Origin of the sequence: Streptomyces roseoviridis (assembly GCF_039535235.1) — a bacterium.
Classification (GTDB): domain Bacteria; phylum Actinomycetota; class Actinomycetes; order Streptomycetales; family Streptomycetaceae; genus Streptomyces; species Streptomyces roseoviridis.
Genome location: NZ_BAAAWU010000001.1, coordinates 4261806 through 4283389, shown reverse-complemented (window position 1 = coordinate 4283389; position 21584 = coordinate 4261806). Strand labels below are relative to the sequence as shown.

At 72.3% G+C, this 21584-nt stretch carries 24 protein-coding genes; 12 read left to right on the top strand and 12 right to left on the bottom strand.

Features of this window, described 5'->3' with window-relative positions; genetic code table 11:
* Nucleotides 1–59: 59 nt before the first annotated feature.
* Nucleotides 60–563, bottom strand: coding sequence for a hypothetical protein (locus ABD954_RS19485; protein ID WP_345487317.1), 504 nt, complete (start codon nt 561–563; stop codon nt 60–62).
* Between the two features lie 89 nt (nt 564–652).
* On the opposite strand from ABD954_RS19485, the gene ABD954_RS19480 reads away from it, so the two are divergent.
* On the top strand, nt 653–1312 hold the full coding sequence (locus ABD954_RS19480) for a response regulator transcription factor (protein ID WP_345487316.1): 660 nt from the start codon (nt 653–655) through the stop codon (nt 1310–1312).
* Nucleotides 1309–2574 carry an ATP-binding protein gene (locus ABD954_RS19475; RefSeq protein WP_345487315.1) on the top strand — a complete coding sequence of 422 codons (1266 nt, stop codon included), beginning with the start codon at nt 1309–1311 and terminating at the stop codon, nt 2572–2574. The genes ABD954_RS19480 and ABD954_RS19475 overlap by 4 nt, the downstream gene beginning before the upstream one ends.
* Here ABD954_RS19475 and ABD954_RS19470 read toward each other — a convergent pair.
* From ABD954_RS19470 to ABD954_RS19460, 3 genes are all read right to left on the bottom strand, one after another.
* A complete protein-coding gene (locus tag ABD954_RS19470) occupies nt 2495–4417 on the bottom strand; it encodes an AMP-dependent synthetase/ligase (RefSeq protein ID WP_382746028.1) in 1923 nt (640 codons plus the stop codon). The genes ABD954_RS19475 and ABD954_RS19470 overlap by 80 nt on opposite strands.
* A 188-nt stretch (nt 4418–4605) precedes the next feature.
* The gene (locus tag ABD954_RS19465; protein ID WP_345487314.1) at nt 4606–5940 is read right to left on the bottom strand and encodes a dicarboxylate/amino acid:cation symporter; all 1335 of its coding nucleotides are present in this window, start codon (nt 5938–5940) and stop codon (nt 4606–4608) included.
* A gap of 382 nt (nt 5941–6322) precedes the next feature.
* The gene (locus ABD954_RS19460; protein ID WP_345487313.1) at nt 6323–6589 is read right to left on the bottom strand and encodes a DUF4229 domain-containing protein; all 267 of its coding nucleotides are present in this window, start codon (nt 6587–6589) and stop codon (nt 6323–6325) included.
* Between the two features lie 108 nt (nt 6590–6697).
* Between ABD954_RS19460 and ABD954_RS19455 the strand changes: the two genes are divergently transcribed.
* Entirely contained in the window at nt 6698–7231 is a 534-nt protein-coding gene (locus ABD954_RS19455) for a GNAT family N-acetyltransferase (protein WP_345487312.1), read from the top strand.
* A gap of 56 nt (nt 7232–7287) precedes the next feature.
* Here the strand turns inward: ABD954_RS19455 and mqnE are convergent, their stop codons facing one another.
* Nucleotides 7288–8451 carry an aminofutalosine synthase MqnE gene (mqnE, locus tag ABD954_RS19450; protein WP_345487311.1) on the bottom strand — a complete coding sequence of 388 codons (1164 nt, stop codon included), beginning with the start codon at nt 8449–8451 and terminating at the stop codon, nt 7288–7290.
* Between the two features lie 69 nt (nt 8452–8520).
* Nucleotides 8521–8976, bottom strand: a complete 456-nt coding sequence (locus ABD954_RS19445; RefSeq protein WP_345487310.1) for an Lrp/AsnC family transcriptional regulator — start codon at nt 8974–8976, stop codon at nt 8521–8523.
* Nucleotides 8977–9102: 126 nt separating this feature from the next.
* Between ABD954_RS19445 and ABD954_RS19440 the strand changes: the two genes are divergently transcribed.
* Nucleotides 9103–9231, top strand: a complete 129-nt coding sequence (locus ABD954_RS19440; protein WP_345492653.1) for a hypothetical protein — start codon at nt 9103–9105, stop codon at nt 9229–9231.
* On the opposite strand, the gene ABD954_RS19435 is transcribed toward ABD954_RS19440, so the two are convergent.
* From ABD954_RS19435 to ABD954_RS19425, 3 genes are read right to left on the bottom strand one after another with little or no spacing between them, the layout of a single operon-like run.
* On the bottom strand, nt 9228–9917 hold the full coding sequence (locus ABD954_RS19435) for a UbiX family flavin prenyltransferase (RefSeq protein WP_345487309.1): 690 nt from the start codon (nt 9915–9917) through the stop codon (nt 9228–9230). The genes ABD954_RS19440 and ABD954_RS19435 overlap by 4 nt on opposite strands.
* 22 nt (nt 9918–9939) lie before the next feature.
* Complete coding sequence (gene mqnP / locus ABD954_RS19430; protein ID WP_345487308.1) at nt 9940–10842, bottom strand: menaquinone biosynthesis prenyltransferase MqnP; 903 nt, start codon at nt 10840–10842, stop codon at nt 9940–9942.
* Entirely contained in the window at nt 10839–12290 is a 1452-nt protein-coding gene (locus ABD954_RS19425) for a menaquinone biosynthesis decarboxylase (RefSeq protein WP_345487307.1), read from the bottom strand. Before ABD954_RS19425 ends, mqnP begins: the two co-directional genes overlap by 4 nt.
* 88 nt (nt 12291–12378) lie before the next feature.
* Between ABD954_RS19425 and ABD954_RS19420 the strand changes: the two genes are divergently transcribed.
* Nucleotides 12379–12765 (top strand): PLD nuclease N-terminal domain-containing protein, encoded by a 387-nt coding sequence (locus tag ABD954_RS19420; RefSeq protein WP_345487306.1) that lies wholly within the window; start codon nt 12379–12381, stop codon nt 12763–12765.
* Entirely contained in the window at nt 12765–13646 is an 882-nt protein-coding gene (locus ABD954_RS19415) for a LysR family transcriptional regulator (protein WP_345487305.1), read from the top strand. The genes ABD954_RS19420 and ABD954_RS19415 overlap by 1 nt, the downstream gene beginning before the upstream one ends.
* Here ABD954_RS19415 and ABD954_RS19410 read toward each other — a convergent pair.
* The gene (locus ABD954_RS19410; RefSeq protein ID WP_345487304.1) at nt 13552–14472 is read right to left on the bottom strand and encodes a DMT family transporter; all 921 of its coding nucleotides are present in this window, start codon (nt 14470–14472) and stop codon (nt 13552–13554) included. The genes ABD954_RS19415 and ABD954_RS19410 overlap by 95 nt on opposite strands.
* A gap of 167 nt (nt 14473–14639) precedes the next feature.
* Here ABD954_RS19410 and ABD954_RS19405 point away from each other — a divergent pair, with 167 nt between their 5' ends.
* Nucleotides 14640–15275, top strand: a complete 636-nt coding sequence (locus ABD954_RS19405) for an NAD(P)H-dependent oxidoreductase (RefSeq protein WP_345487303.1) — start codon at nt 14640–14642, stop codon at nt 15273–15275.
* A gap of 38 nt (nt 15276–15313) precedes the next feature.
* On the opposite strand, the gene ABD954_RS19400 is transcribed toward ABD954_RS19405, so the two are convergent.
* Complete coding sequence (locus ABD954_RS19400) at nt 15314–15652, bottom strand: hypothetical protein (RefSeq protein ID WP_345487302.1); 339 nt, start codon at nt 15650–15652, stop codon at nt 15314–15316.
* On the bottom strand, nt 15649–15804 hold the full coding sequence (locus tag ABD954_RS19395; RefSeq protein WP_345487301.1) for a hypothetical protein: 156 nt from the start codon (nt 15802–15804) through the stop codon (nt 15649–15651). Before ABD954_RS19395 ends, ABD954_RS19400 begins: the two co-directional genes overlap by 4 nt.
* Before the next feature lie 322 nt (nt 15805–16126).
* Here ABD954_RS19395 and ABD954_RS19390 point away from each other — a divergent pair, with 322 nt between their 5' ends.
* The 5 genes from ABD954_RS19390 to ABD954_RS19370 all read left to right on the top strand — a co-directional run bounded on the left by ABD954_RS19390 (nt 16127) and on the right by ABD954_RS19370 (nt 21510).
* Entirely contained in the window at nt 16127–16399 is a 273-nt protein-coding gene (locus ABD954_RS19390; RefSeq protein ID WP_345487300.1) for a GntR family transcriptional regulator, read from the top strand.
* 31 nt (nt 16400–16430) lie between these two features.
* Nucleotides 16431–16883, top strand: a complete 453-nt coding sequence (locus tag ABD954_RS19385) for a nucleoside deaminase (protein WP_345487299.1) — start codon at nt 16431–16433, stop codon at nt 16881–16883.
* On the top strand, nt 16876–17784 hold the full coding sequence (locus ABD954_RS19380; RefSeq protein WP_345487298.1) for an isopenicillin N synthase family dioxygenase: 909 nt from the start codon (nt 16876–16878) through the stop codon (nt 17782–17784). The genes ABD954_RS19385 and ABD954_RS19380 overlap by 8 nt, the downstream gene beginning before the upstream one ends.
* Nucleotides 17785–17897: 113 nt before the next feature.
* Complete coding sequence (locus ABD954_RS19375; RefSeq protein WP_345487297.1) at nt 17898–19967, top strand: hypothetical protein; 2070 nt, start codon at nt 17898–17900, stop codon at nt 19965–19967.
* A gap of 4 nt (nt 19968–19971) precedes the next feature.
* Nucleotides 19972–21510 carry an ABC transporter substrate-binding protein gene (locus tag ABD954_RS19370; RefSeq protein WP_345487296.1) on the top strand — a complete coding sequence of 513 codons (1539 nt, stop codon included), beginning with the start codon at nt 19972–19974 and terminating at the stop codon, nt 21508–21510.
* The last annotated feature ends 74 nt before the right edge of the window (nt 21511–21584 follow it).

Here is a 21584-nt window from a genome sequence, read left to right as displayed (position 1 = left end):
CCGGCGCCGGCCCAGGGGCCGCTCCCGGCCCCTTTCCTTCCGCTCCGGGACGAGGGTGCTCACCGGCCCACGCCCTCACAGACCTTGGCGGCCCTGTCGAACTTCGCCTTCTCCGCGCCCTTGGGGATGGGCATGGCCTGCTGCCCCCCGCCCTCGAACTTCGGGTCCGGCATGTTGAAGCCGTTCTCGCGCATGCAGCGCGCGTACGCCAGCGCCTTGTCCTTGTCGGCCTGCGTCAGCTCCTGGCCGAAGCCGCTGCCGCCGGCCTTGCTCTGGCAGGCCTTGAACGCCTTCTCCATCTTCTGCTTCGACATGCCGTCGCCGCTGATGGTGAGGCCGGCGCCGTTCTCGCCCGGCTTGGGCTCGGGCACGTCGAGGCCCTGCTCGCGCAGGCACTTGCGGTGCTCGAATGCCTGGTCCGCCTTCTTGCCCTCCTCGCTGCCCCCGGACGGACCGGCAGCGGACGAACCGGTGCCGGAGTCCGAGCAGGCGGTGGCGAGGAGGGAGAGGGCGGCGGCCAGGGAAGCGGCGGCGGCCGCGCGGGTGATCCGTCGAGTCGTCATGGCGTGGAGCGTGCCGCGAAGGGATGTTTCGCTTCTCTCAGCGGTTTCGTTTACACCGGCGAAAGGTCCCCTTCGGATACACAGGGGCCATGCGCGTACTGGTGGTGGAGGACGAGGCCTTCCTCGCGGAGCTGATCGCCGAGGGGCTGCGCCGCGCCGCGCTGGCCGTGGACGTGGCGGCCGACGGGCTGGAGGCGCTGCGCAAGCTCGGTCTCGGCGAGTACGACGTCCTCATCCTGGACCGGGACCTGCCCGGGATGCACGGCGACGACGTGTGCCGAAGGGTGGTCGAGCAGCGGTTGATGACCCGGGTGCTGATGCTGACGGCGGCCGGCACGGTACGGGACCGGGTGGAGGGCCTCGGGCTCGGCGCCGACGACTACCTGGCCAAGCCCTTCGCGTACGACGAACTGCTCGCCCGGGTGCTGGCCCTCGGCCGGCGCGCCCGGCCCGCGCTGCCGCCCGTCCTGGAGCGGGCCGGGATCGTCCTGGACACCGCCCGCCGCCAGGCCAGCCGGGACGGACGCCACCTGCACCTGTCCCGCAAGGAGTTCGGCGTCCTGGAGACGCTGCTGCGGGCCGAGGGCGCGGTGGTCAGCGGCGAGGACCTGATCGAGCAGGTGTGGGAGGAGCACACCAGCTACCGCACCAACGCGGTCCGGGTGACGCTGAGCAAGCTGCGCGCGAAGCTGGGCGAACCGCCGGTGGTGGAGACGGTCCCCGGCGCGGGCTACCGGATCGCGTCGTGAGGAGCGAACGGTTCCGGCTGACGGCGCTGTACGGCGGTCTGCTGGTGCTCGCCGGCGTCCTGCTCACCGGTGTCGTCTACACGCTGGTGAAGGAGGGGCTCTACTCCTCCATCAGCATGGCCGTCACCACCGCCGTACCGGCGAAGCGCCTGGAGGGCCTGCCGAGCGCGCACCCCACCCTGCCGACGGATGTCGCCAGCGCCGTGCCCGCCAGTCCCGGCCCCCTGCCGCCCGGCACCGTGCCGCGCGAGGTGCTCGCGATCACCCGGACGGTCAGCGACGCTGCCGGGTCCGCCGCCCTGGAGCGGCTGCTGACGGTGTCGGTGACCGTCCTCGCGGTGTACGCGCTGCTGTCCGTGCTGGTCGCGTGGTGGGTGGCGGGCCGGGTGCTGCGCCCGGTCGCCGTGATCACCGACACGGCGCGCCGCCTCTCCGGCGAGAACCTGCACGAGCGGATCGCCCTCGCCGGGCCGCCCGGGGAGCTCAAGCGGCTCGCGGACACCTTCGACGACATGCTGGGGCGGATGGAACGGCTGGTCGCCGCGCAGCAGCGGTTCGCGGCGAACGCGGCGCACGAGCTGCGCACGCCGGTGGCCGTGCAGCGGGCGGCGGCGGAGATCGGCCTCGCGGGCGAGCCGTCCCCGGAGCGGGTGGCGCGGATCCGGTCGAAGCTGATCGAGGTCGCCGACTCCAGCGAGCGGATCATCGAGGGGCTGCTGCTCCTCGCGGCCTCGGAGCAGGGGCTGAGGGAGCGGCGCCGGGTGGCGGTGGACGAGCTGGCCCGGCGGACGGCGGCCGCGCTGGCGGGCGAGGCGGAACGGCGCGGGGTGAGGGTCGTCGTACGGGCCGGGCCGCTGGCCGTCGACGGGGACCCGGTGCTGCTCGACCGGCTGCTGCACAACCTGCTCGTGAACGGGGTACGGCACAACGTGCCGGACGGCCGGGTGGAGATCCGTACCGGGGCGGAGGGGATCGAGGTGACGAACACGGGCCCCGTGCTGCCGCCCGGCACGGTCCCGTTGCTCTTCGAGCCGTTCCGCCGCCTGCACGAGCGCACCCACGGCCCCGGGGAGGGCGCGGGCCTCGGTCTGTCGATCGTCGACGCGATCGCCCGCGCCCACGGGGCGTCGGTGACGGCGGCGGCCCGGACCGGGGCGGAGGGCGGCGGTCTGGCCGTGCGGGTCACGTTCCCGGCGGCGGCCGCTCCGCGTACATCGCGTCGATCTCCCGGGCGAAGTCCCGCAGCACCGCCCGCCTCCTGAGCTTGAGGGAGGGGGTGAGGTGCCCGTCCGCCTCGGACCACTCGGTGGTGAGGACCCGGAAGGCGCGGATCGACTCGGCCCGGGACACCAGCCGGTTGGCGTCGTCGACGGCCCGCTGGACCACGGCCAGCAGGTCCTCGTCGCGGGCGAGTTCCCACAGCGCCAGATGGTCCTTGTGCCGCATCCGCCGCCAGTGCAGCAGCGCCTCGTGGTCCAGGGTGACCAGGGCGGTGACGTACGGGCGGCCCTCGCCGACGACCATGCACCGGCCGACCAGGGGGTGGGCGCGCAGCCAGTCCTCCAGCGGGGCGGGGGCGACGTTCTTGCCGGCGGAGGTGACGATGATGTCCTTCTTGCGGCCGGTGATCCGCAGATGGCCGTCGTCGTCGAGGGTGCCGAGGTCGCCGGTGGGGAACCAGCCGTCGTCGGTGTGGGGCACGGCGGCACCGCGCTGTGCGTCCCAGTAGCCGGCGAAGACGTGGCCGCCCCTGAGCCAGATCTCGCCGTCGGCGGCGATCCGCACGGCGGTGCCGGGCAGGGGGCGGCCGACGGTGCCGGGGCGGGGCCCGGCAAGCGGGGTGACGGTGGCGGCGGCGGTGGTCTCGGTGAGGCCGTACCCCTCGTAGACCTCGATTCCGGCGCCCGCGTAGAACTCGGCGAGGCGCGCGCCGAGCGGTGAACCGCCGCTGATGACGTGGCGGACGCGGCCGCCGAGGGCGGCCCGGACGCGCCGGTAGACGAGCGGCTCGTACAGGGCGCGGGCGGCGCGCAGGCCGAGCGGGGGCCGGCGGGCCTCGCCTCCGGGGCCCGGCGCGGTCATCCTGCCGTACCGCTCGGCGATGCGGGCGGCGCGGTCGAAGGACGCGGCGCGGCCGGTGCGTTCGGCGGTGGCGCGGGCGGTGTGGAAGACCTTCTCCAGGACGTAGGGCAGGGCGAGCAGGAAGGTGGGCCGGAAGGAGGCGAGGTCGGCGAGGAGTTCGTCGCTCTCGACGGAGGGGGCGTGCCCGACCCGCACCCGGGCGCGGAGGCAGGCGATGGCGACCATGCGGCCGAAGACGTGCGCGAGCGGCAGGAAGAGCAGGGTGGAGGCGGGTGCTTCGCGCACGGAGCGGAAGACGGGGTCGAGGAGGGCGACGGCGTTGTCGACCTCGGCGAAGAAGTTGCCGTGGGTGAGGGCGCAGCCCTTGGGGCGGCCGGTCGTGCCGGAGGTGTGGACGAGGGTGGCGAGGGTCTGCGGGGTGAGCAGCCCGCGCCGTGCGGTGACGGTCTCGTCGGCCACCCGGGCGCCGGCTGCGCGCAGCTGGTCGACGGCGCCGGTGTCGAGGACCCACAGCTGCCCGAGGGCGGGCAGCTGGCGCCGTTCGGTGGAGACCAGCCGGGCCTGGGCGGTGTCCTCGACGACGCAGGCGGCGGCGCCGGAGTCCTGGAGGATCCAGCGGACCTGGTAGGCGGAGGAGGTCGGGTAGAGGGGGACGGTGACGAGGCCGGCGGCCCAGGCGGCGAAGTCGAGCAGGGTCCACTCGTAGCGGGTGCGGGACATCAGCGCGAGCCGGTCGCCGGGCCGCAGTCCCTGGGCGATGAGCCCCTTGGCGACGGAGTGCACCTGGGCGGCGAAGGCGGCGGCGGTGATGTCGGCCCAGGTGCCGTCGGGCCGTCTGCGGGAGAAGAGCACGGCCGCCGGGTCCGCGCGGGCGGTCTCGTAGGGCAGGTCGGCCAGTGAGCCGCTCCGGACGGGCGGGGCGAGGGCGGGCACGAAGACCTCGCGGACGGTCCCGTCGACGACGGTCAGCTCGGGGCGGGGATCGGGCGGGCGGCCCGGCGGGGTCTCGGACGCGGTGGGCACGTGCGGCTCCTCGGATGTCGAGAACCGGTCAGTAACCTTACTTCCGAGTAAATCTAGGGCTCCGCACGCCCTTTGGACAGATCCGCGCCACCACGCACCGCGCCCCGGACCGTGCTGCGGTCCGGGGCGCGGTGGCGCTGAGGAGCGGGGTGCGAAGTGCCGTACGGGCCGGACGGCTGCCGTACGCGTCAGGCGGCGGCCGGAACGGCGACCTCGCGCTCGTCGTCCCGCTCGTCCACCGGCGAGCCCGACGCCGACTCGTAGGCGGCGACGTCCAGGATCTTCTCCCGGGCCGAGACGATCACCGGGACCAGGGCCTGGCCGGCGACGTTGGTGGCGGTGCGCATCATGTCGAGGATCGGGTCGATCGCCATGAGCAGGCCGACGCCCTCCAGCGGGAGGCCGAGCGTGGACAGGGTCAGGGTGAGCATGACCGTCGCGCCGGTGAGACCGGCGGTGGCCGCCGAGCCGATGACCGAGACGAAGGCGATGAGCAGGTACTCCTTGACGCCCAGCTGCACGTCGAAGATCTGCGCGATGAAGATCGCGGCGAGTGCCGGGTAGATCGCGGCGCAGCCGTCCATCTTCGTGGTGGCGCCGAACGGCACGGAGAAGGAGGCGTACTCCTTCGGGACGCCGAGGCGCTCGGTGACCCGCTGGGTGACCGGCATGGTGCCGACCGAGGAGCGGGAGACGAAGGCGAGCTGGATGGCCGGCCAGGCGCCCTTGTAGAACTGGACCGGGTTGAGCTTGGCCACGGTCGCCAGGAGCAGCGGGTAGACGCCGAAGAGGACCAGGGCGCAGCCGATGTAGACGTCGGCGGTGAAGGTGGCGTACTTGCCGAGCAGGTCCCAGCCGTAGTTGACGATCGCCTTGCCGATGAGGCCGGCGGTGCCGATGGGCGCCAGGCGGATGACCCACCACAGGGCCTTCTGGAGCAGCTCCAGGACCGACTCGGAGAGGGTCAGGATCGGCTGCGCCTTGTCGCCGAGCTTGAGGGCGGCGATGCCGGCGACGGCGGCCATGAAGACGATCTGGAGGACGTTCAGCTCGGTGAACGGGGTGATGACGTCCGTCGGGACGATGCCCGTGAGGAAGTCGATCCAGCTGCCCTTGTTCTCGGGCAGCTTGCCGTCCTTGGGCGTCAGGCCGGTGCCGGAGCCCGGGTTGGTGAGCAGGCCGATGGCGAGGCCGATGGCGACCGCGATCAGCGAGGTGATCATGAACCAGACGAGGGTCTGGGCGGCCAGGCGGGCCGCGTTGTTGACCTTGCGCAGGTTGGTGATCGAGACCAGGATCGCGAAGAAGACGAGCGGGGCGACGGCCAGCTTGAGCAGCTGGACGAAGATGCCGCCGACCTGGGCCAGGGTCTCCTGGAGCCAGCCGATGTCCTGGCTGCGGGCGAGCCAGCCGAGCAGGACGCCGACGACGAGACCGGCGACGATCTGGGCCCAGAACGGGATCCTGGGTATGCGGGACGGAGATTTCGTCACGGGCGCGGGGGCGGGCGCGGACGCGGACACAGACACACTCCACGGGTGCGTATCGGGAAATACGGGACGGGGGTGCGGCACACTCGCGCGAAAAGCGCGGGCCGCTGCATGATGCCGGGTCAGAGCGCGCGGCAACAGACCGCGGACATACAGCGGCACAGATCGACGTGCAGGCGCGCCACGAGCGGGGTGCTCGCGGCATCGAGGAGGCGCACTGCTGTCTTCATGCCGGACACGTTAACACTTGAACTTTGAGAACCTCAAAGCCCTTCTTTGAGGTGATCTCGCGGATCGAGGCGTACCGGCACCTCCGAAACGCAGAACACCCCAGGCGGGAGCCTTCGAAGCTCCTGCCCGGGGTGCCGGGTTTGTGATGAAACTTACGCGTTGCTTATACGCGCGCGGGAGGTGCTCAGGCGGCGTCCTCGGCCGAGCGGTTCGCCTCCAGGCGGCCCTTCGCCCGGTCGACCTTCTCGACGATCCGCTCGCTCAGCTGGTCGCGCTCCTTGCGCAGCAGCACGTAGCTGAGCGGCGCGGAGACGACGACGGAGAGCAGGAGCACCCACAGCAGGTTGGAGTCGCCGAGGCCGCGCGGCAGCACGCCGAGGTAGACCAGGCCCCAGAGGGCCAGGAAGCTGCCGGCGAAGATGCCGAGGCGGAGCAGGCTGTAGCGAAGCATGTGAGTCCCTCCCGTACAGGACAAGCGTCACTCCAGTGAAGCACGCTCCCCGCCGGACGCGGTCGCCGACCCTTGAGCCGATGGCGAGGTAATGGATAACCTCGCTTCATGACCCTTACCTTCGAGCTGGATCCGGCCGTCGACACCGCCCTGCGCGACGGCGTCCTCGCCCTGTGGGCGGACGTCTCCAACGCGGGCGGCGCCGTCGGCTTCGTCCCTCCCGTGACACCGGAGGAGATCCGGCCCGCCCTGCTCAGGCACCTGCTGGGCATGGCCGAGGGCACCACCCGCCTGCTGGTCGGCCGCGACGAGGAGGGCGAGGTCGCCGCCACCGCCTTCTACACGTACAACAGCCACCCCCTGATGACGCACTGGGTGTGGCTGTACACGGTGATGGTGCACCCCGGACACCAGGGCAAGGGGTACGGACTGGATCTGATGGCGGCGGTCGAGGCGGCGGCCCGCGGCGCCGAGGGCTTCGAGCACATCGAGGCGATCCGGCTCACCTGCCGCGGCGGCACCGGCGTCGACGCCTTCTACGCCCGGGCCGGCTACAAGGAGGTCGGACGCGTCCCGGCCGCCATCCGGGTGGCCCCGGGCGACGACCGCGACGACATCATCATGCTGCTTCCGCTCCGGTAGGACGGAGGGCGTCTCGGACGAAGCGTCTCGGACGAAGGCGTCCCGGACGAGAGGCGTCAGACGCGCATCGGCTGCGGCGACTCGCGGCGCTCCGGGTCCGGGCCCGGGTACTCGCGGATCACCTCGTAGCGCGTGTTGCGCTCCACCGGCCGGAAACCGGCGTCCCGGATGAGCTCCAGGAGGTCGTCCCGGGTCAGCTTGTTCGGGGTGCCGTAGTTGTCGGCGTCGTGCGTGATCTTGTACTCGACGACCGAGCCGTCCATGTCGTCCGCGCCGTGCTGGAGCGCCAGCTGCGCCGTCTGGACGCCGTGCATCACCCAGAACACCTTGACGTGCGGGACGTTGTCGAAGAGCAGCCGCGAGACCGCGAAGGTCTTCAGCGCCTCCGCGCCGGTCGCCATCTGGGTCCGCGCCTGGAGGGTGTTGCGGACCTTGCCGTCCTGCATGTCCACGAAGTCGTGCTGGTAGCGCAGCGGGATGAAGACCTGGAAGCCGCCGGTCTCGTCCTGGAGCTCGCGCAGCCGCAGCACGTGGTCCACGCGGTGGCGCGGCTCCTCGATGTGGCCGTAGAGCATCGTGCACGGGGTCTTCAGACCCTTCTCGTGCGCGAGGCGGTGGATCCGGGACCAGTCCTCCCAGTGGGTGCGGTGGTCCACGATGTGCTGGCGGACCTCCCAGTCGAAGATCTCGGCGCCGCCGCCGGTCAGCGACTCCAGACCGGCCTCGATCAGCTCGTCGAGGATCTCGGAGGCCGACAGGCCCGAGATGGTCTCGAAGTGGTGGATCTCGGTGGCGGTGAAGGCCTTGAGCGAGACGTTCGGCAGCGCCTTCTTCAGCTCGGACAGCGAGCGCGGGTAGTAGCGCCAGGGCAGGTTGGGGTGGAGCCCGTTGACGATGTGCAGCTCGGTGAGGTTCTCGTTCTCCATCGCCTTCGCGAGGCGCACGGCCTCCTCGATGCGCATGGTGTACGCGTCCTTCTCGCCCGGCTTGCGCTGGAAGGAGCAGTAGGCGCAGGAGGCGGTGCAGACGTTGGTCATGTTCAGATGCCGGTTGACATTGAAGTGGACCACGTCGCCGTTCTTGCGGGTCCTGACCTCGTGGGCCAGTCCGCCGAGCCAGGCGAGGTCGTCGGAGTCGTAGAGGGCGATGCCGTCCTCGCGGCTCAGCCGCTCCCCGGCCAGCACCTTCTGCTCCAGCTCGCGCTTGAGCCCAGCGTCCATCTCCGGCCGCCTTCCGTATCTCTCCGTCGATCCCCGTGAATCAGGCCCCACCACCGTACTCGCTGCTCGTCAGCCCTCTTCCGGCAGATCCCCGACCCGGTTCTCCCACTTGGTGGACAGCACGATCGTGGTGCGGGTCCGGGAGACGCCCTTGGTGCCGCTGAGCCGGCGGATGGTCTTCTCCAGGCCGTCGACGTCGGTGGCGCGGACCTTGAGCATGTACGAGTCGTCGCCGGCGATGAACCAGCAGTCCTCGATCTCGGCGAGGTCCTTGAGCCGGCGGGCCACGTCCTCGTGGTCGGCGGCGTCGGAGAGGGAGATGCCGATGAGGGCGGTGACGCCGAGGCCGAGGGACGCGGCGTCGACGGTGGCGCGGTAGCCGGTGATGACCCCGGCCGCCTCCAGACGGTTGATGCGGTCGGTGACGGAGGGCCCGGAGAGCCCGACGAGCCGGCCGAGCTCGGCGTACGAGGCGCGGCCGTTCTCGCGCAGGGCCTGGATGAGCTGCCTGTCCACGGCGTCCATAGGTATGAAGCCTTCCATTGTCCAGCGATACCGCGAGTTTAGGTATAGAATCTAAGGTACACAGGGTCCGACACCCTGTGAATCGTTCATTCAGATCAAAGACGATCTTCAGGAGTGGTGTTCACCGTGTACACGATCGAGATGGCCTACGCCCGTATGCGCGAGCTGCAGGAGATGGCCGACCGCTCGCGTGCCCACCAGCCGTCCGCCGCCTCCCGCCGCGCCGCGAAGAAGCGCGCCGCCAAGAAGCGCTAATCAGCCGGGGGCAGGGCTCCACCGAGCTCTCCCTCCCACCGGCGGTACAGCCCGTGCGGCACCCCTGCCGCGTCGAGCACCCGCCCGGCGACGAAGTCCACCAGGTCCTGGATGTGCGTCGCCCCCGCGTAGAACGCCGGAGAGGCGGGCAGCACCACGGCGCCCGCCTCGTCCAGCGCCACCATGTGCCGAAGCGTCTGCCCGTTCAGCGGGGTCTCCCGTACGGCGACGACCAGCGGCCGCCGCTCCTTCAGCATCACGCTCGCGGCCCGCTGCAACAGGTCCTTCGACAGACCGAGCGCGACCCCCGCCACGGCGGCCGTCGACGCCGGCACGATCAGCATCCCCTTGACCGGGTACGAGCCCGAGGACGGCCCCGCGGCCAGGTCACCCGCCGCCCAGTACCGCACGTCGGCCAGCCGCTCCGGGTCCACCGCGAAGGTGTCCGGCTTCCCGTCGGCGCCCCGCGCCAGCCAGGTCGCCAGGTCCTCGCGCCAGTGCGCGTCCCGGAAGGAGACCCCCGTCTCGTCGAGCAGCGTCAGCCGCGAGGCCCGCGACACGACGAGGTCGACGCTCTCCCCCGCGGCGAGCAGCCCCCGCAGCACGGAGGCGGCGTACGGCGTCCCGGACGCCCCGGACACCCCGACCACCCAGGGACGACGCTGCTGTTTCTGTACCGGCTCCACGCCGACGAGCCTATCCGGACCCCTACGGGGTGAGCCCGCGGACCAGCAGGTCGAGCAGGGCGCACACGAAGAGCGCGATGCCGATGAAGCCGTTCACCGTGAAGAACGCGCGGTTCAGCCGCGACAGGTCGCCCGGCCGCACGATCGTGTGCTCGTAGCAGAACGCCGCCGCCACGATCACCAGACCCACCCAGAAGAACGCGCCCGCGTCCGTGAGCAGCGCGTACCAGACGAGCAGGGCCGTCGTGACCACGTGGCAGACCCGCGCCCCCCACACGGCCGCCGGCACGCCGAAGCGGGCCGGCACCGAACCGACCCCGGTCTCCCGGTCGCTGTCGACGTCCTGGCAGGCGTAGATGAGGTCGAAGCCGCCGATCCACACGCCGACCGCGAGACCGAGCACGACCGCGTCCCACGACCAGGCCCCCGAGACCGCGAGCCAGCCGCCGACCGGCCCCATCGCCTGGGCGAGCCCCAGGATGGCCTGCGGGAAGTTCGTGAACCGCTTGCCGTACGGATAGACCACCATCGGCACCACCGCGACCGGCGCCAGCGCCAGGCACAACGGGTTGAGCAGCGCCGCCGCCCCGAGGAACACCACCAGCGCCACCAGCGCCCCGACCCAGGCGTGCCGCACCGACATCGCCCCGGTGACCAGCTCGCGCTGGGCCGTCCGGGGATTGCGGGCGTCGATCTCCCGGTCGATGATCCGGTTGACCGCCATCGCGAAGGTCCGCAGCCCCACCATGCACACGGTGACGAGCAGCAGCGTCCACCAGTGGACGCTGCGGTCCTCCTCGTACATCGCGGTGAGCGCGGCGATGTACGCGAAGGGCAGCGCGAAGACCGAGTGCTCGATCATGACGAGGCGCAGGAAGGCTTTCGTGCGGCCCGGCCGCGCGCCGGGCACCGCGGCCGTGGTCACAGTCCGTACTCCTTCCAGCGACGGTCCACGAGCGCCGCCGTCGCCGGGTCCGACTCGACCATGTCCGGCCAGCCGCCGTCCCGGGTGTAGCCCTCCTCGGGCAGCTTCTTCGTGGCGTCGATGCCGGCCTTGCCGCCCCAGAACTGCTGGTACGAGGCGTGGTCCAGGTGGTCCACCGGTCCCTCGACGACCGTCAGGTCACGGGCGTAGTCGGTGTTGCCGAGGGCACGCCAGGCCACCTCGTGCAGGTCGTGCACGTCGCAGTCCTTGTCGACCACGACGATCAGCTTGGTCAGCGACATCATGTGGGCGCCCCAGATGGCGTGCATGACCTTCTGCGCGTGCTTCGGGTACTTCTTGTCGATCGAGACGATCGCGCAGTTGTGGAAGCCGCCGGACTCCGGCAGGTGGTAGTCCACGATGTCCGGCACGATGATCTTGAGGAGCGGCAGGAAGAACCGCTCCGTCGCCCGCCCCAGCGGCCCGTCCTCGGTCGGCGGCCGTCCGACCACGATCGACTGGAGCAGCGGGCGCTTCCGCATGGTGACGCAGTCGATCTTCAGCGCGGGGAACGGTTCCTGCGGGGTGTAGAAGCCGGTGTGGTCGCCGAAGGGGCCCTCCGGCAGCATCTCGCCCGGCTCCAGCCACCCCTCGATGACGACCTCGGCGTTCGCCGGGACCTGGAGCGGGACGGTCTTGCAGTCGACCATCTCGATCCGCTTGCCCTGCACGAAGCCGGCGAAGAGGTACTCGTCGATGTCGCCGGGCAGCGGGGCGGTGGAGGCGTACGTGACGGCCGGCGGGCAGCCGAAGGCGATCGCGACCGGCAGCCGCTCGCCGCGCTCGGCGGCGACCGCGTAGTGGTTCCGGCTGTCCTTGTGGATCTGCCAGTGCATGCCGATGGTGCGCTTGTCGTGCCGCTGGAGCCGGTAGAGCCCCAGGTTCCGCACGCCGGTCTCCGGGTGCTTGGTGTGGGTGAGGCCCAGGTTGAAGAAGGAGCCGCCGTCCTTCGGCCAGGTGAAGAGCGCGGGCAGCCGGTCGAGGTCGACGTCGTCGCCGGTCAGGACCACCTCCTGCACGGGGGCGTCCTTCACCTTCTTCGGCGGCACGTGGACCATCGAACCCAGCTTGCCGAAGGCCTCCCGGACGCCGACGAAGCCCTGCGGGAGCTCGGGCTTGAGGAGCCCGCCGATCTTCTCGCTGATCTCCCCGTACGACTTCAGGCCGAGCGCCTTGAGGAGCCGCCGGTCCGTGCCGAACACGTTCATCGCGAGCGGCATCGCGGAGCCCTTCACGTTCTCGAAGAGAAGCGCGGGCCCTCCTGCCTTGTTCACCCGGTCGACGATCTCCCCGACCTCCAGGTACGGATCGACTTCGGCCTTGATGCGCTTGAGGTCGCCTTCGCGCTCCAGCGCCCTGAGCAGCGAGCGGAGATCGTCGTAAGCCATAGGGGCAAGTATCGGTCACCCGATAACCTGGAAGCCTCACCGGGGCCGCTTCGACCGGCCCGCCATCGCACTCAGGGGGCCGTCCCACATGCTCAGGGCACTGATGTTCATCCTGCCGCTGGCGCTGGTCATCTACTCGCTGATCGACTGCCTCAACACCCCCGAGGACGAGGTCAAGCACCTGCCGAAGGTCGTCTGGGTCATCATCATCCTGCTGTTCTGGATCGTCGGGCCGATCGTCTGGTTCGCCGCCGGCAAGATGCGCAAGGCACCGGCCGGAGGCCGCACCCCCAGCGAATGGCACCGCAACCACCGCCACGAGTGGGTGGCCCCCGACGACAACCCCGAGTTCCTGAAGTCGCTCCGCGAGGAGAACGCCAAGGACGAGTCGCTCCTGAAGGACTGGGAGGCCGACCTGCGCCGCCGCGAGGAGGAGCTGAAGAAGCGCGAGCAGGACGGCGACAAGGACCAGTGATGGAGCTGCGGCTGCTGGTCACCTTCGAGAAGGTCGCCACGGTCCTGTCCTTCACCCGGGCCGCCGCCGAGCTCGCGTACGCCCAGTCCAGCGTCACCGGCCAGATCCGCGCCCTGGAGTCCTCGCTCGGCACCGAGCTCTTCGAACGCCTCGGCTCCCGCATCCGGCTCACCGAGGCCGGTGAGCGGCTGCTTCCGTACGCCCGCCAGATCATCGCCCTGACTGAGGAGGCCAGGGCGGCGGTGGCGGCGGGCGGCGAGCCCGCCGGGTCGATCGCCGTGGGCACCATGGAGTCGCTCACCTCCTACCGGCTGCCGCCGCTGCTCGAACTCTTCCACCACCGCTATCCCGGGGTGCGGCTCGCGCTGCGCCCGACGCTGGGCGACGCGACCCGGCAGGCGCTGCGCCAGGGGACGTACGACCTGGGGTTCCTGATGGAGCCGGAGACCGAGCACGAGGGCCTGGAGAGCGAGGTCCTGACCGAGGAGCCGCTGGTCCTGGTCGCCGGGCCGGGTCATCCGCTGACCGGGCGGGCCGGGCTCACCACGGGCGATCTGGCGGCGGCGGGCCTGGTCGGTACGGAGCCGGGCTGTCCCTACCGGGACCTGTTCGAGGCCGAGCTCGCCGCCCACCGGCCCTCCTTCACGGAGTACGGCACGATCGAGGCGACCAAGCGGGGCGTGGCCGCGGGGCTCGGGATCGCCCTGCTGCCCCGGATCGCCGTCCGCGAGGAACTGGCGTCCGGGGCGCTGGTGCGGCTGGACTGGGAGCCGCCGTTCACCCTCTTCACACAGATCGCGTGGCGGCGGGGGAAGCGTCTGCCGGAGCACGTGCGGCTGTTCGTGGAGCAGGCGCGGCGGCTCGTCCAAGAGTCACCTTGAGGCTGGCGAGCACGATCAGCGGGACGCCGAGCGCCTGGACGAGACCGATGTGGTGCCCGTAGACCAGCCAGTCGACGAGCATGGCGACGGCCGGGTAGGTGAAGGCGAGGACGGCGATCTTCGCCATGGGCAGCTTCTGGTAGGCCGCGTACATCAGGACGTACATCACACCGGTGTGGACCAGCCCGAGCCCGGCGAGCCAGCCCCAGCCGGCACCGAGGCCCGCCACCTCGCCGAAGTCGGCGAAGGGCAGCAGCAGCGGGATGCCGGTGGTGACCTGGACGAGGGCGACCAGATGCGGGCGGACGCCGGTGATCCGCTTGGTGACCAGGGTGGACAGGGCGTAGAGCACGGCGGCGGCCAGCGCGTAGCCGAGCCCGGCGAGGGAGGCGGTGTCGCCGGGGCGCACCCCGGAGACGAGGACGAGCCCGGCGAAGGCGACCACCAGCCAGCCCGCCTTCGTCGCCGCGATCCGCTCCCTCAGCACCAGCGCCCCGAACAGCACGAGGAAGAACGGCTGGGTGTGGTAGACGACGGTGGCCAGGGAGATGGAGGTGGCCTCGTACGCCTCGAAGAGGAACACCCAGTTGAAGACGATCAGCGCGCCGCCCAGCGCGGCGAGAGCGAACTTCTTCGGGGTGAGGCCGTGCCCGGTGAAGAAGCCGCGGGCCAGGCTGTAGACGCCGAGCGCGAGCGCCCCGAAGAGGCAGCGGAAGAACACCACCACGAACGGCGACGCGCCGGACTCGACGACGAAGACGCCGAGGGTGCCGGAGAGCACCATGGCGAGGGTCAGTTCGAGGGTTCCCCTGGTCTCGTTTCTCATGCCGTCGACGCTACGGAGCAGGGCCGTAGCCGGTCCACGGGCCAGTGGGAAGCCTTGCCGATGGGGGCATCGGCCGGGCCGATGGGGCCGGAAGCGGCCGGCCGGAATACCCCTTGGGGCCGGGGCCGTTGGCACCGGGGAACCACCCACCGGACGGAGCACATGACATGACCCTCGACGCCCCGCGCGCCCCGCACGGCCCGGACTTCTCGGACCGCTCGTTCCTCTTCGTCCTCGGCAGCTCCCGCCCGGACGGCAACTCCGAGATCCTGGCCCGCGCGGCCGCCGCCGGGCTCCCGGCCGGCGTCCCTCAGCGCTGGGTGGACCTGAACCGGCTGGACCTGCCCGACTTCCAGGACGGCCGGCACGAGGCCGGCGGTCCGCCGGCCGGCGAGACCGAGCGGATGCTGCTCGACGCGACGGTGCAGGCCACGGACGTCGTCATCGTGTCGCCCCTGTACTGGTACAGCCTGTCCGCCCAGGCCAAGCGCTATCTGGACTACTGGTCGGGCTGGCTGAACGTGCCGGGCTCCGACTTCAAGGAGCGCATGGCGGGCGGGACGCTGTGGGGCGTGACCGCACTGGCCCACGAGGAACACGTCGTCGCGGACGGCCTGGTGACCTCCCTGAGCAACTCGGCGGCGTACCTGCGGATGCGCTTCGGCGGCGTCCTGACGGGCACCGGTTCCCGCCCGGGCCGGGTGCGGGCGGACGCGGCGGCGATGACCCGCGCCGAGCGCTTCTTCCACCAGGAGGCCCCGCTCGCCCGCTTCCCGTACGAGGAGGTGGCCGTCGGCGTGTGAGTGCGCCGACGGCCTGCGCCCGACCGGTCGGTGGCCGGTCAGGAAGGGGGCGCGGGATGGCAGGCGCACCCGCACACCAGATGACGGACGCCCTGTACGCCGCTGTCCCGGGGCGCGTGGTCCCGGCAGCGGTCGTGCCGGCCCACGATGCAGCGCGGTGACCGGAACTCCGGCTCGGGCCCGGCCGCCAGGGCGTGGGTCAGCAGGGACACGCTCACCGCGTCGGCGATCTCCGGCGTCACCCACCACGCGTCCCCCGCGCGGTCGCGGTGGGGGCCGCCATGCCCGACGGCGAGCACACAGACCGAGCCCGCGCACACCGCCCGCATCGCCTCGACGACCGCGATCACGGGCCGCCGGGCCCCGCAGCGGCTCATCGGGCGGCCCCGGCGTGGATGTTCCGGCGGTCGACGTCCACCCCCACGGTGGCCAGCCACAACGCCCGCCGGCGCCTGCGCTGCACCGCCCGCGCCGAGGCGGCGGCGAGGTAGGGACGCTCCAGGGGCGACCGGCCGCCGTCGAGGAGCATCGCCTGCTCCCGGGCGTAGGGGGACCGCGGGGCGGGGACGCGGGGACGCGGCGCGGGAGCAGGCGGAGGTGCCACGGGGCGAGGCCGAGCGCCCGGCCGGGGCCGGTGCCTGCCGGTCGGTGGGAGGGTCAGAACGAGCAGCCAGATGAGCAGGTGCGCGATAGGGTTCCGCACGTCATCAACTCCTGTGTAGTTGGTGGCCATGCCCCGGGGCCGGTCGCACGGCCGCCGGGGTTTTTGTGGCTCCGACTCTATGAGCGATGTATAGCTCTGCATAGCTCAACGATGGTCCGCACAGGTATTCGATGCTTACGTTGGCCGTGTGACCGACCGAAGCCAGATCCCCGAGTTCGACCCGCAGGGCCCCCAGCTGGTCTACGTCGCCCTGGCGGACCACATCACCGCCCGCATCGCGGCCGGCGAGCTGACGCCGGGCGCCCGGCTGCCCGCCGAGCGGGACCTCGCCGAGGAGTACGGGGTCGCCTACCTGACGGTCCGCCGAGCAGCCAGAGTCCTGCGCGAGCGCGGCCTGATCCTGACCGTCCACGGCAAGGGCACGTTCGTCGCCGATCCGCTGCCGACCGACCAGGTGTGATCTTCGGCGTCCGTGGGGGAACAGTCCCCCCATGGACGACGACCACGCCCGCCGCCTGCTCCGCACCGCCCTCGACGAGGCGCGGGCCGGGCTCGCCGAGGGTGGGATCCCGATCGGCGCCGCGTTGTACGGGGCCGACGGCACGCTGCTCGGGCGAGGGCACAACCGGCGGGTGCAGGACGGGGACCCGTCGGCGCACGCCGAGACGGACGCGTTCCGGGCGGCCGGACGCCAGCGGTCGTACCGGGGGACGACGATGGTGACGACCCTGTCGCCGTGCTGGTACTGCTCCGGCCTGGTGCGGCAGTTCGGCATCTCCCGGGTGGTGATCGGGGAGGCCCGCACCTTCCACGGCGGCCACGACTGGCTCGCCGAGCACGGGGTCGACGTCCTCGTGCTCGACGATCCCGAGTGCGTCCTTCTGATGCGGGAGTTCGTCCACCGGCGGCCCGAACTGTGGAACGAGGACATCGGCGATGACTGAGGCGAGCCTTCCGACGATCGACCTCGGCCGGGACCCGGCGGATCAGCTGCCCGCCGTCGACCGCGCCCTGCGGCAGGCCGGCTTCCTGCTGGTCACCGGACACGGAGTCTCCCCCGGACTGCGGGCGGAGATCCGGAAGAGCGCCCGCGCCTTCTTCCACCTGCCCGCCGCCGTGAAGGAGCCGTACGCCGTGAAGGTCGGCGGGCGCGGCTGGCTCGGCCCCGGCGCCGAGGCCAACGGTCATGCCGAGGGCACCGCCACCCCGCCCGACCTGAAGGAGTCGCTCTCCTTCGCCGCGGAGGAGCCCACCGGCGACCCGGCGGTGGACGCCGAGTGGTTCCTGCCGAACACCTGGCCCGCCGAGGTGCCGGAACTGAGGCCGCTCGTCGAGGAGTACCTGGGCCGGATGCGGGCCCTGTCGGACCGGGTCCTGGACGTGCTGGGCCTCGCGCTCGGCGAGGGGGCCGACTTCTTCACCCGGCACACCGGCCATCCCACCTTCGGCTTCAACATCAACTGGTACCCGGGCAGGGAAAGGGTCGGAGACCCGGCGCCGGGTCAGTTCCGCATCGGCCCGCACACCGACTTCGGCACGGTCACGATCCTCGACCGGCAGGCGGGCAGGGGCGGACTGCAGCTGCACACGGAGGCGGAGGGCTGGCAGGACGCCCCGTACGACCCGGAGGCCCTCACCGTCAACATCGGCGACCTGATGGCGGGCTGGACCGGCGGCCGCTGGCGCTCCGGCCGCCACCGGGTCCTCCCGCCGCCGGCCGACGCGCCCGCCGAGGAGCTGATGTCGCTCGTCTACTTCTACGAGTGCGACCCCGGGACCACGGTGAACGGCATCGAGTCCCACGCCTATCTGCGCGCGCAGCTCGACGCGATCGCCGCCGCATAGCCGCACGACTTGCCGCCGCCTTCCCAAAAACCTGGCCGAAGCCCAACTCCCCGTCGATAATTCGTTCTTGGGGATGTGACGGGGCACGTCTGGTGGGATACGGGGGGTAGCGGGTGGAGAGGGTCCTTTACGGCCGCGAGGCGGTGCTCCACCGCACGGGGCTCGCCGCGCGACTGACCGGGCTCGGCGGCGAGGGCCTGGCCCGGGTGCCGTACGAGCACGGGGACGACCCGCCGGTCGTCGTGTTCACCGGCGGGCGCGGCCTCGGCAAGACCGCCCTGCTCAAGCAGCTCCGCAACACCTACAAAGGGGCCACCCCGCTCGCTCTGCTCGACTGCGCGCACATCGAGCCGCCCGCCGACCACGGCCCCGGCTGGACCGAGGTCACCGGCGCGCTCTCCGAGCTCGCCGTGCAGCTGTCCCCGCGGGTGACCGGGGCGAAGCCCGTGCAGTTCCCGCGGCTCTCGCTCGGTCTGGTCGCCGTCGCCTCCATCGGCTGGACGCAGGAGGACGACGAACGGGCCCAGCGCGACCTCCAGCGGCTCGGCCCGGTGCTCTCCACTGTCGACGCCACCAAGGGCGCCGCCGCCAACTGGGTCACCAAGGTGCTCAGCAAGCTCGCCGCCTCCTTCGCCGAGACCACCGCGCCGCTCGCCGGACTCCTCGCCGAGGCCACCGTCGAGACCGTCCTCGAAGAGGTCTTCGGCCGGGTCCAGCAGCGCTCCGAAGGCTTCTACGGCAGCTACCGCAACGCCGGCGGCCGCGGCAAGGCCGGGCTCCAGCAGCTCGCCGTCGACTTCGAGCAGGGCGGCCGGCGCCGCCAGGAAGCCGAGGACTTCCTCGTCGGCGCGCTCCTGGAGGACCTCGGCCAGGCGTACAAGGGCATCACCCGGGTCGGCACCCGCCGCGGCCGGCCCGTCCTGCTCCTCGACAACGCCCACGGCGAGCTCGGCCGCCGGCTGGTCGAACCGATCCTGCGCGCCCGCCACGACGGCCGGCGCGACAAGGTCGTCGTCCTCGCCACCTCCCGCGTCCGCGAACACGAGGGCATGCGCCACGCCCACCGGCTGCGGCTGCCCGAGACCGCCCACCGGGCGCCCGCCCCGCGCGGCGGGGACATCACCTCCGGCATCCTCGCCGTCGAGCTCACCCCGCTCTCCGCCGCCCAGACGCAGGCCGCCTTCGACCGCCTCGACCCCTCCGGCCGCACCCCCGCCGAGCTCGCCCGCGGCGTCCACCGGCTCACCGGCGGCCGGCCGCTCGGCGTGATGCTGCTCGCGCAGGCCGCCGCCGAGGCCCCGCGCCGCTCACGGCCCGCCCTCACCCCCGGCGCCCTGCTCGACCTGACCGTGGAGCTCCGCGAGGACGCCCGGCCCGTGCCCGTCGCCCCCGCCCTGCTCGGCGCCCTGCTCCCGCAGCCCCGCCTGGAGCCCTTCACCGTCCTGGCCGCCGCCCACGACGAGGAGTCGGCCCGGCTGCTGGCCCGCACCCGCCTGCACACCGAGTCCCGCGACGGCGACATGGCGCTCCTCGTCCGCGACGAGCTGCGCGCCGAGGACTGGCCCGAGGGCCCCGAGCACTTCGTCGCCGACCCGCTGCTGCGCGCCCTGCTGCTGCACCGGCTGCGCTTCGAGGACGCCGACCACCCGCGCCACGCCGCCTGGCGCGCCGTCCACGAGACCCTCCACCGGCACTACGAGCAGACCGGGAACATCCCGTACGAACTGCACCACGAACTGGCCCTCGGGCGGGTCGAGGACGCCGTGACCCACCTGCGGACCACCTTCCCCGAGCCCGACGTGGTGGGCTGGCTCGGCCGGCTCCGGTTCATCGCCTCCGCCCCCTATCCCCGCGACCCGCACGGCGACGGCGGCCCCGACCCGCGCCGCGCCGTCGCGCTGGGCCGGCAGGCGTCCGACCTGCCCGACGGGCTCGACGCCGAGGCGGTCGCCCTCCACCTGTCCGTACGGCGCCTGCTGCACGCCGTATGGCTGCTCACCGATCCACTCGCCCTGCCCGACGGCGAGGTGACCGAGAAGCTGGCCCACGAGCTGCGCCAGCTCTCCGGCCGCCACCTGACCGGCAACAGCCCCCTGTGGGACGCGGCCACCCACTGGCCGAGGGACATCCACGCCTGGCGCCGGCCCTCGCTGCCGCCGGGCCGCGACGAGGACGGAGTCTGAGCCGATGGCCAACCGGCTGCGCAACCGCTACCTCTACACCCCGAGACAGAAGCTCTTCGCCGCCCTGATCGCCCTCGTCGTGATCGGCGTGCCGCTGGGATACGGCATCAAGACCTGGACCACTCCGGAGGACCGTTCCTGCGCGCCGGGCGTCGAACGCCCGGCCGGCTCCGACGAGTGCATCGGCGTCAACGGCGACGGCTACGCCTTCGGCGTGCCCGAACTCGCCGAGGTCGCCGGGCTCATCGGCCGCGAGAACGCCACCCTCAAGGCCGACGAGTACGCCACCGTCGCCGTCCTCCTGCCGCTGACCTCCACCGACCCCGGCATGCGGGTCAAGGTCGTGCACGAGCTCCAGGGCGCCTACGCCCGCCAGTACCGGGCCAACCACGAGTCCAACAGCGAGACCCCGAGGATCCGGCTCGTCCTCGCCAACACCGGCAAGGGCAACGCCCACTGGAAGACCACCGTCGAGCAGCTGAAGACGATGACGGCCGCCCCGCAGCGGCTGCGTGCCGTCACCGGCGTGGCCACCTCCTCCGCCGAGGTGCGGCAGGCCGTCGCCGCCCTCACCGGCGCGGGCATCGCCGTCGTCGGCACCACGATCACCGCCGACGACCTCGCCAACGGCCCCGGGCCCGGCCACAACCGCTTCCCCGGCCTCGCCCGCGTCTCCCCCACCAACGGCGACGAGGCCAAGGCCCTCGCCCACTTCGGCGAGGTCGACGCCGCCAAGGCCATCCTCGTCCAGGACACCCGCACCGGCGACCACTACACCGACACCCTCAAGGCGGCCTTCGCCGCCTCCCTCCAAGGCGCCCCCTACGAGCCGCAGCTGTTCACCTCGCCCCCCGACCCCACCGAGGAGGGCACCACCGCCAACACCTTCCGGCAGATCACCCACCTCATCTGCGACACCCGCGCCGACACCGTCTTCTTCGCCGGCCGCCACACCCAGCTGCGCCAGTTCATCAACGCGCTCGGGGCGCGCGGCTGCGCCGAGCGCCCCTTCACCATCCTCACCGGCGACGAGGGCTCCTACCTGGGGGCCGACAGCAAGCTCAACCGCTCGGCGCTCAGGGCCCGGCTGACCGTCCGCTACGCGGCCCTGGCCCACCCGGACGCCTGGCGGCCCGCGCCGGGCCGCCCGGTGCCGGCGACGGGCGGCTCCACCGTCGCGTACGAGACCTTCCTGACGGACATCGCCCGCGCGTCGAAGCAGCCGGTCGCGCTCGCCGACGGGCAGGCGATCGTCGCGTACGACGCGATGGCGACCGCCGTCCACGCGATCCGCCAGGCCACCCCGGCCGGCGCGGCCCACCCCGAGCTCGCCGACGTCGCCAACCAGTGGCCGCAGGTGAAGGGCTCGCTGCGGGTGCAGGGCGCGAGCGGCTGGATCTGCTTGGACAACTTCGGCAACCCGTACAACAAGGCGGTGCCGATCGTGCAGCTGACCCAGGACGGCAAGCAGCGCTTCGTCGCCCTGGCCTGGCCGGAGCGCACCCCGCCGACGGCGAGCTGCCTGCCGCCGAAACGGGGCTGAGCGGCGGGGGCCGGTGCGCGGCAGGGTCAGGAGCGCACCGGCCCGTACGCGCCAGCGCCCAGGAGCGCACCGGC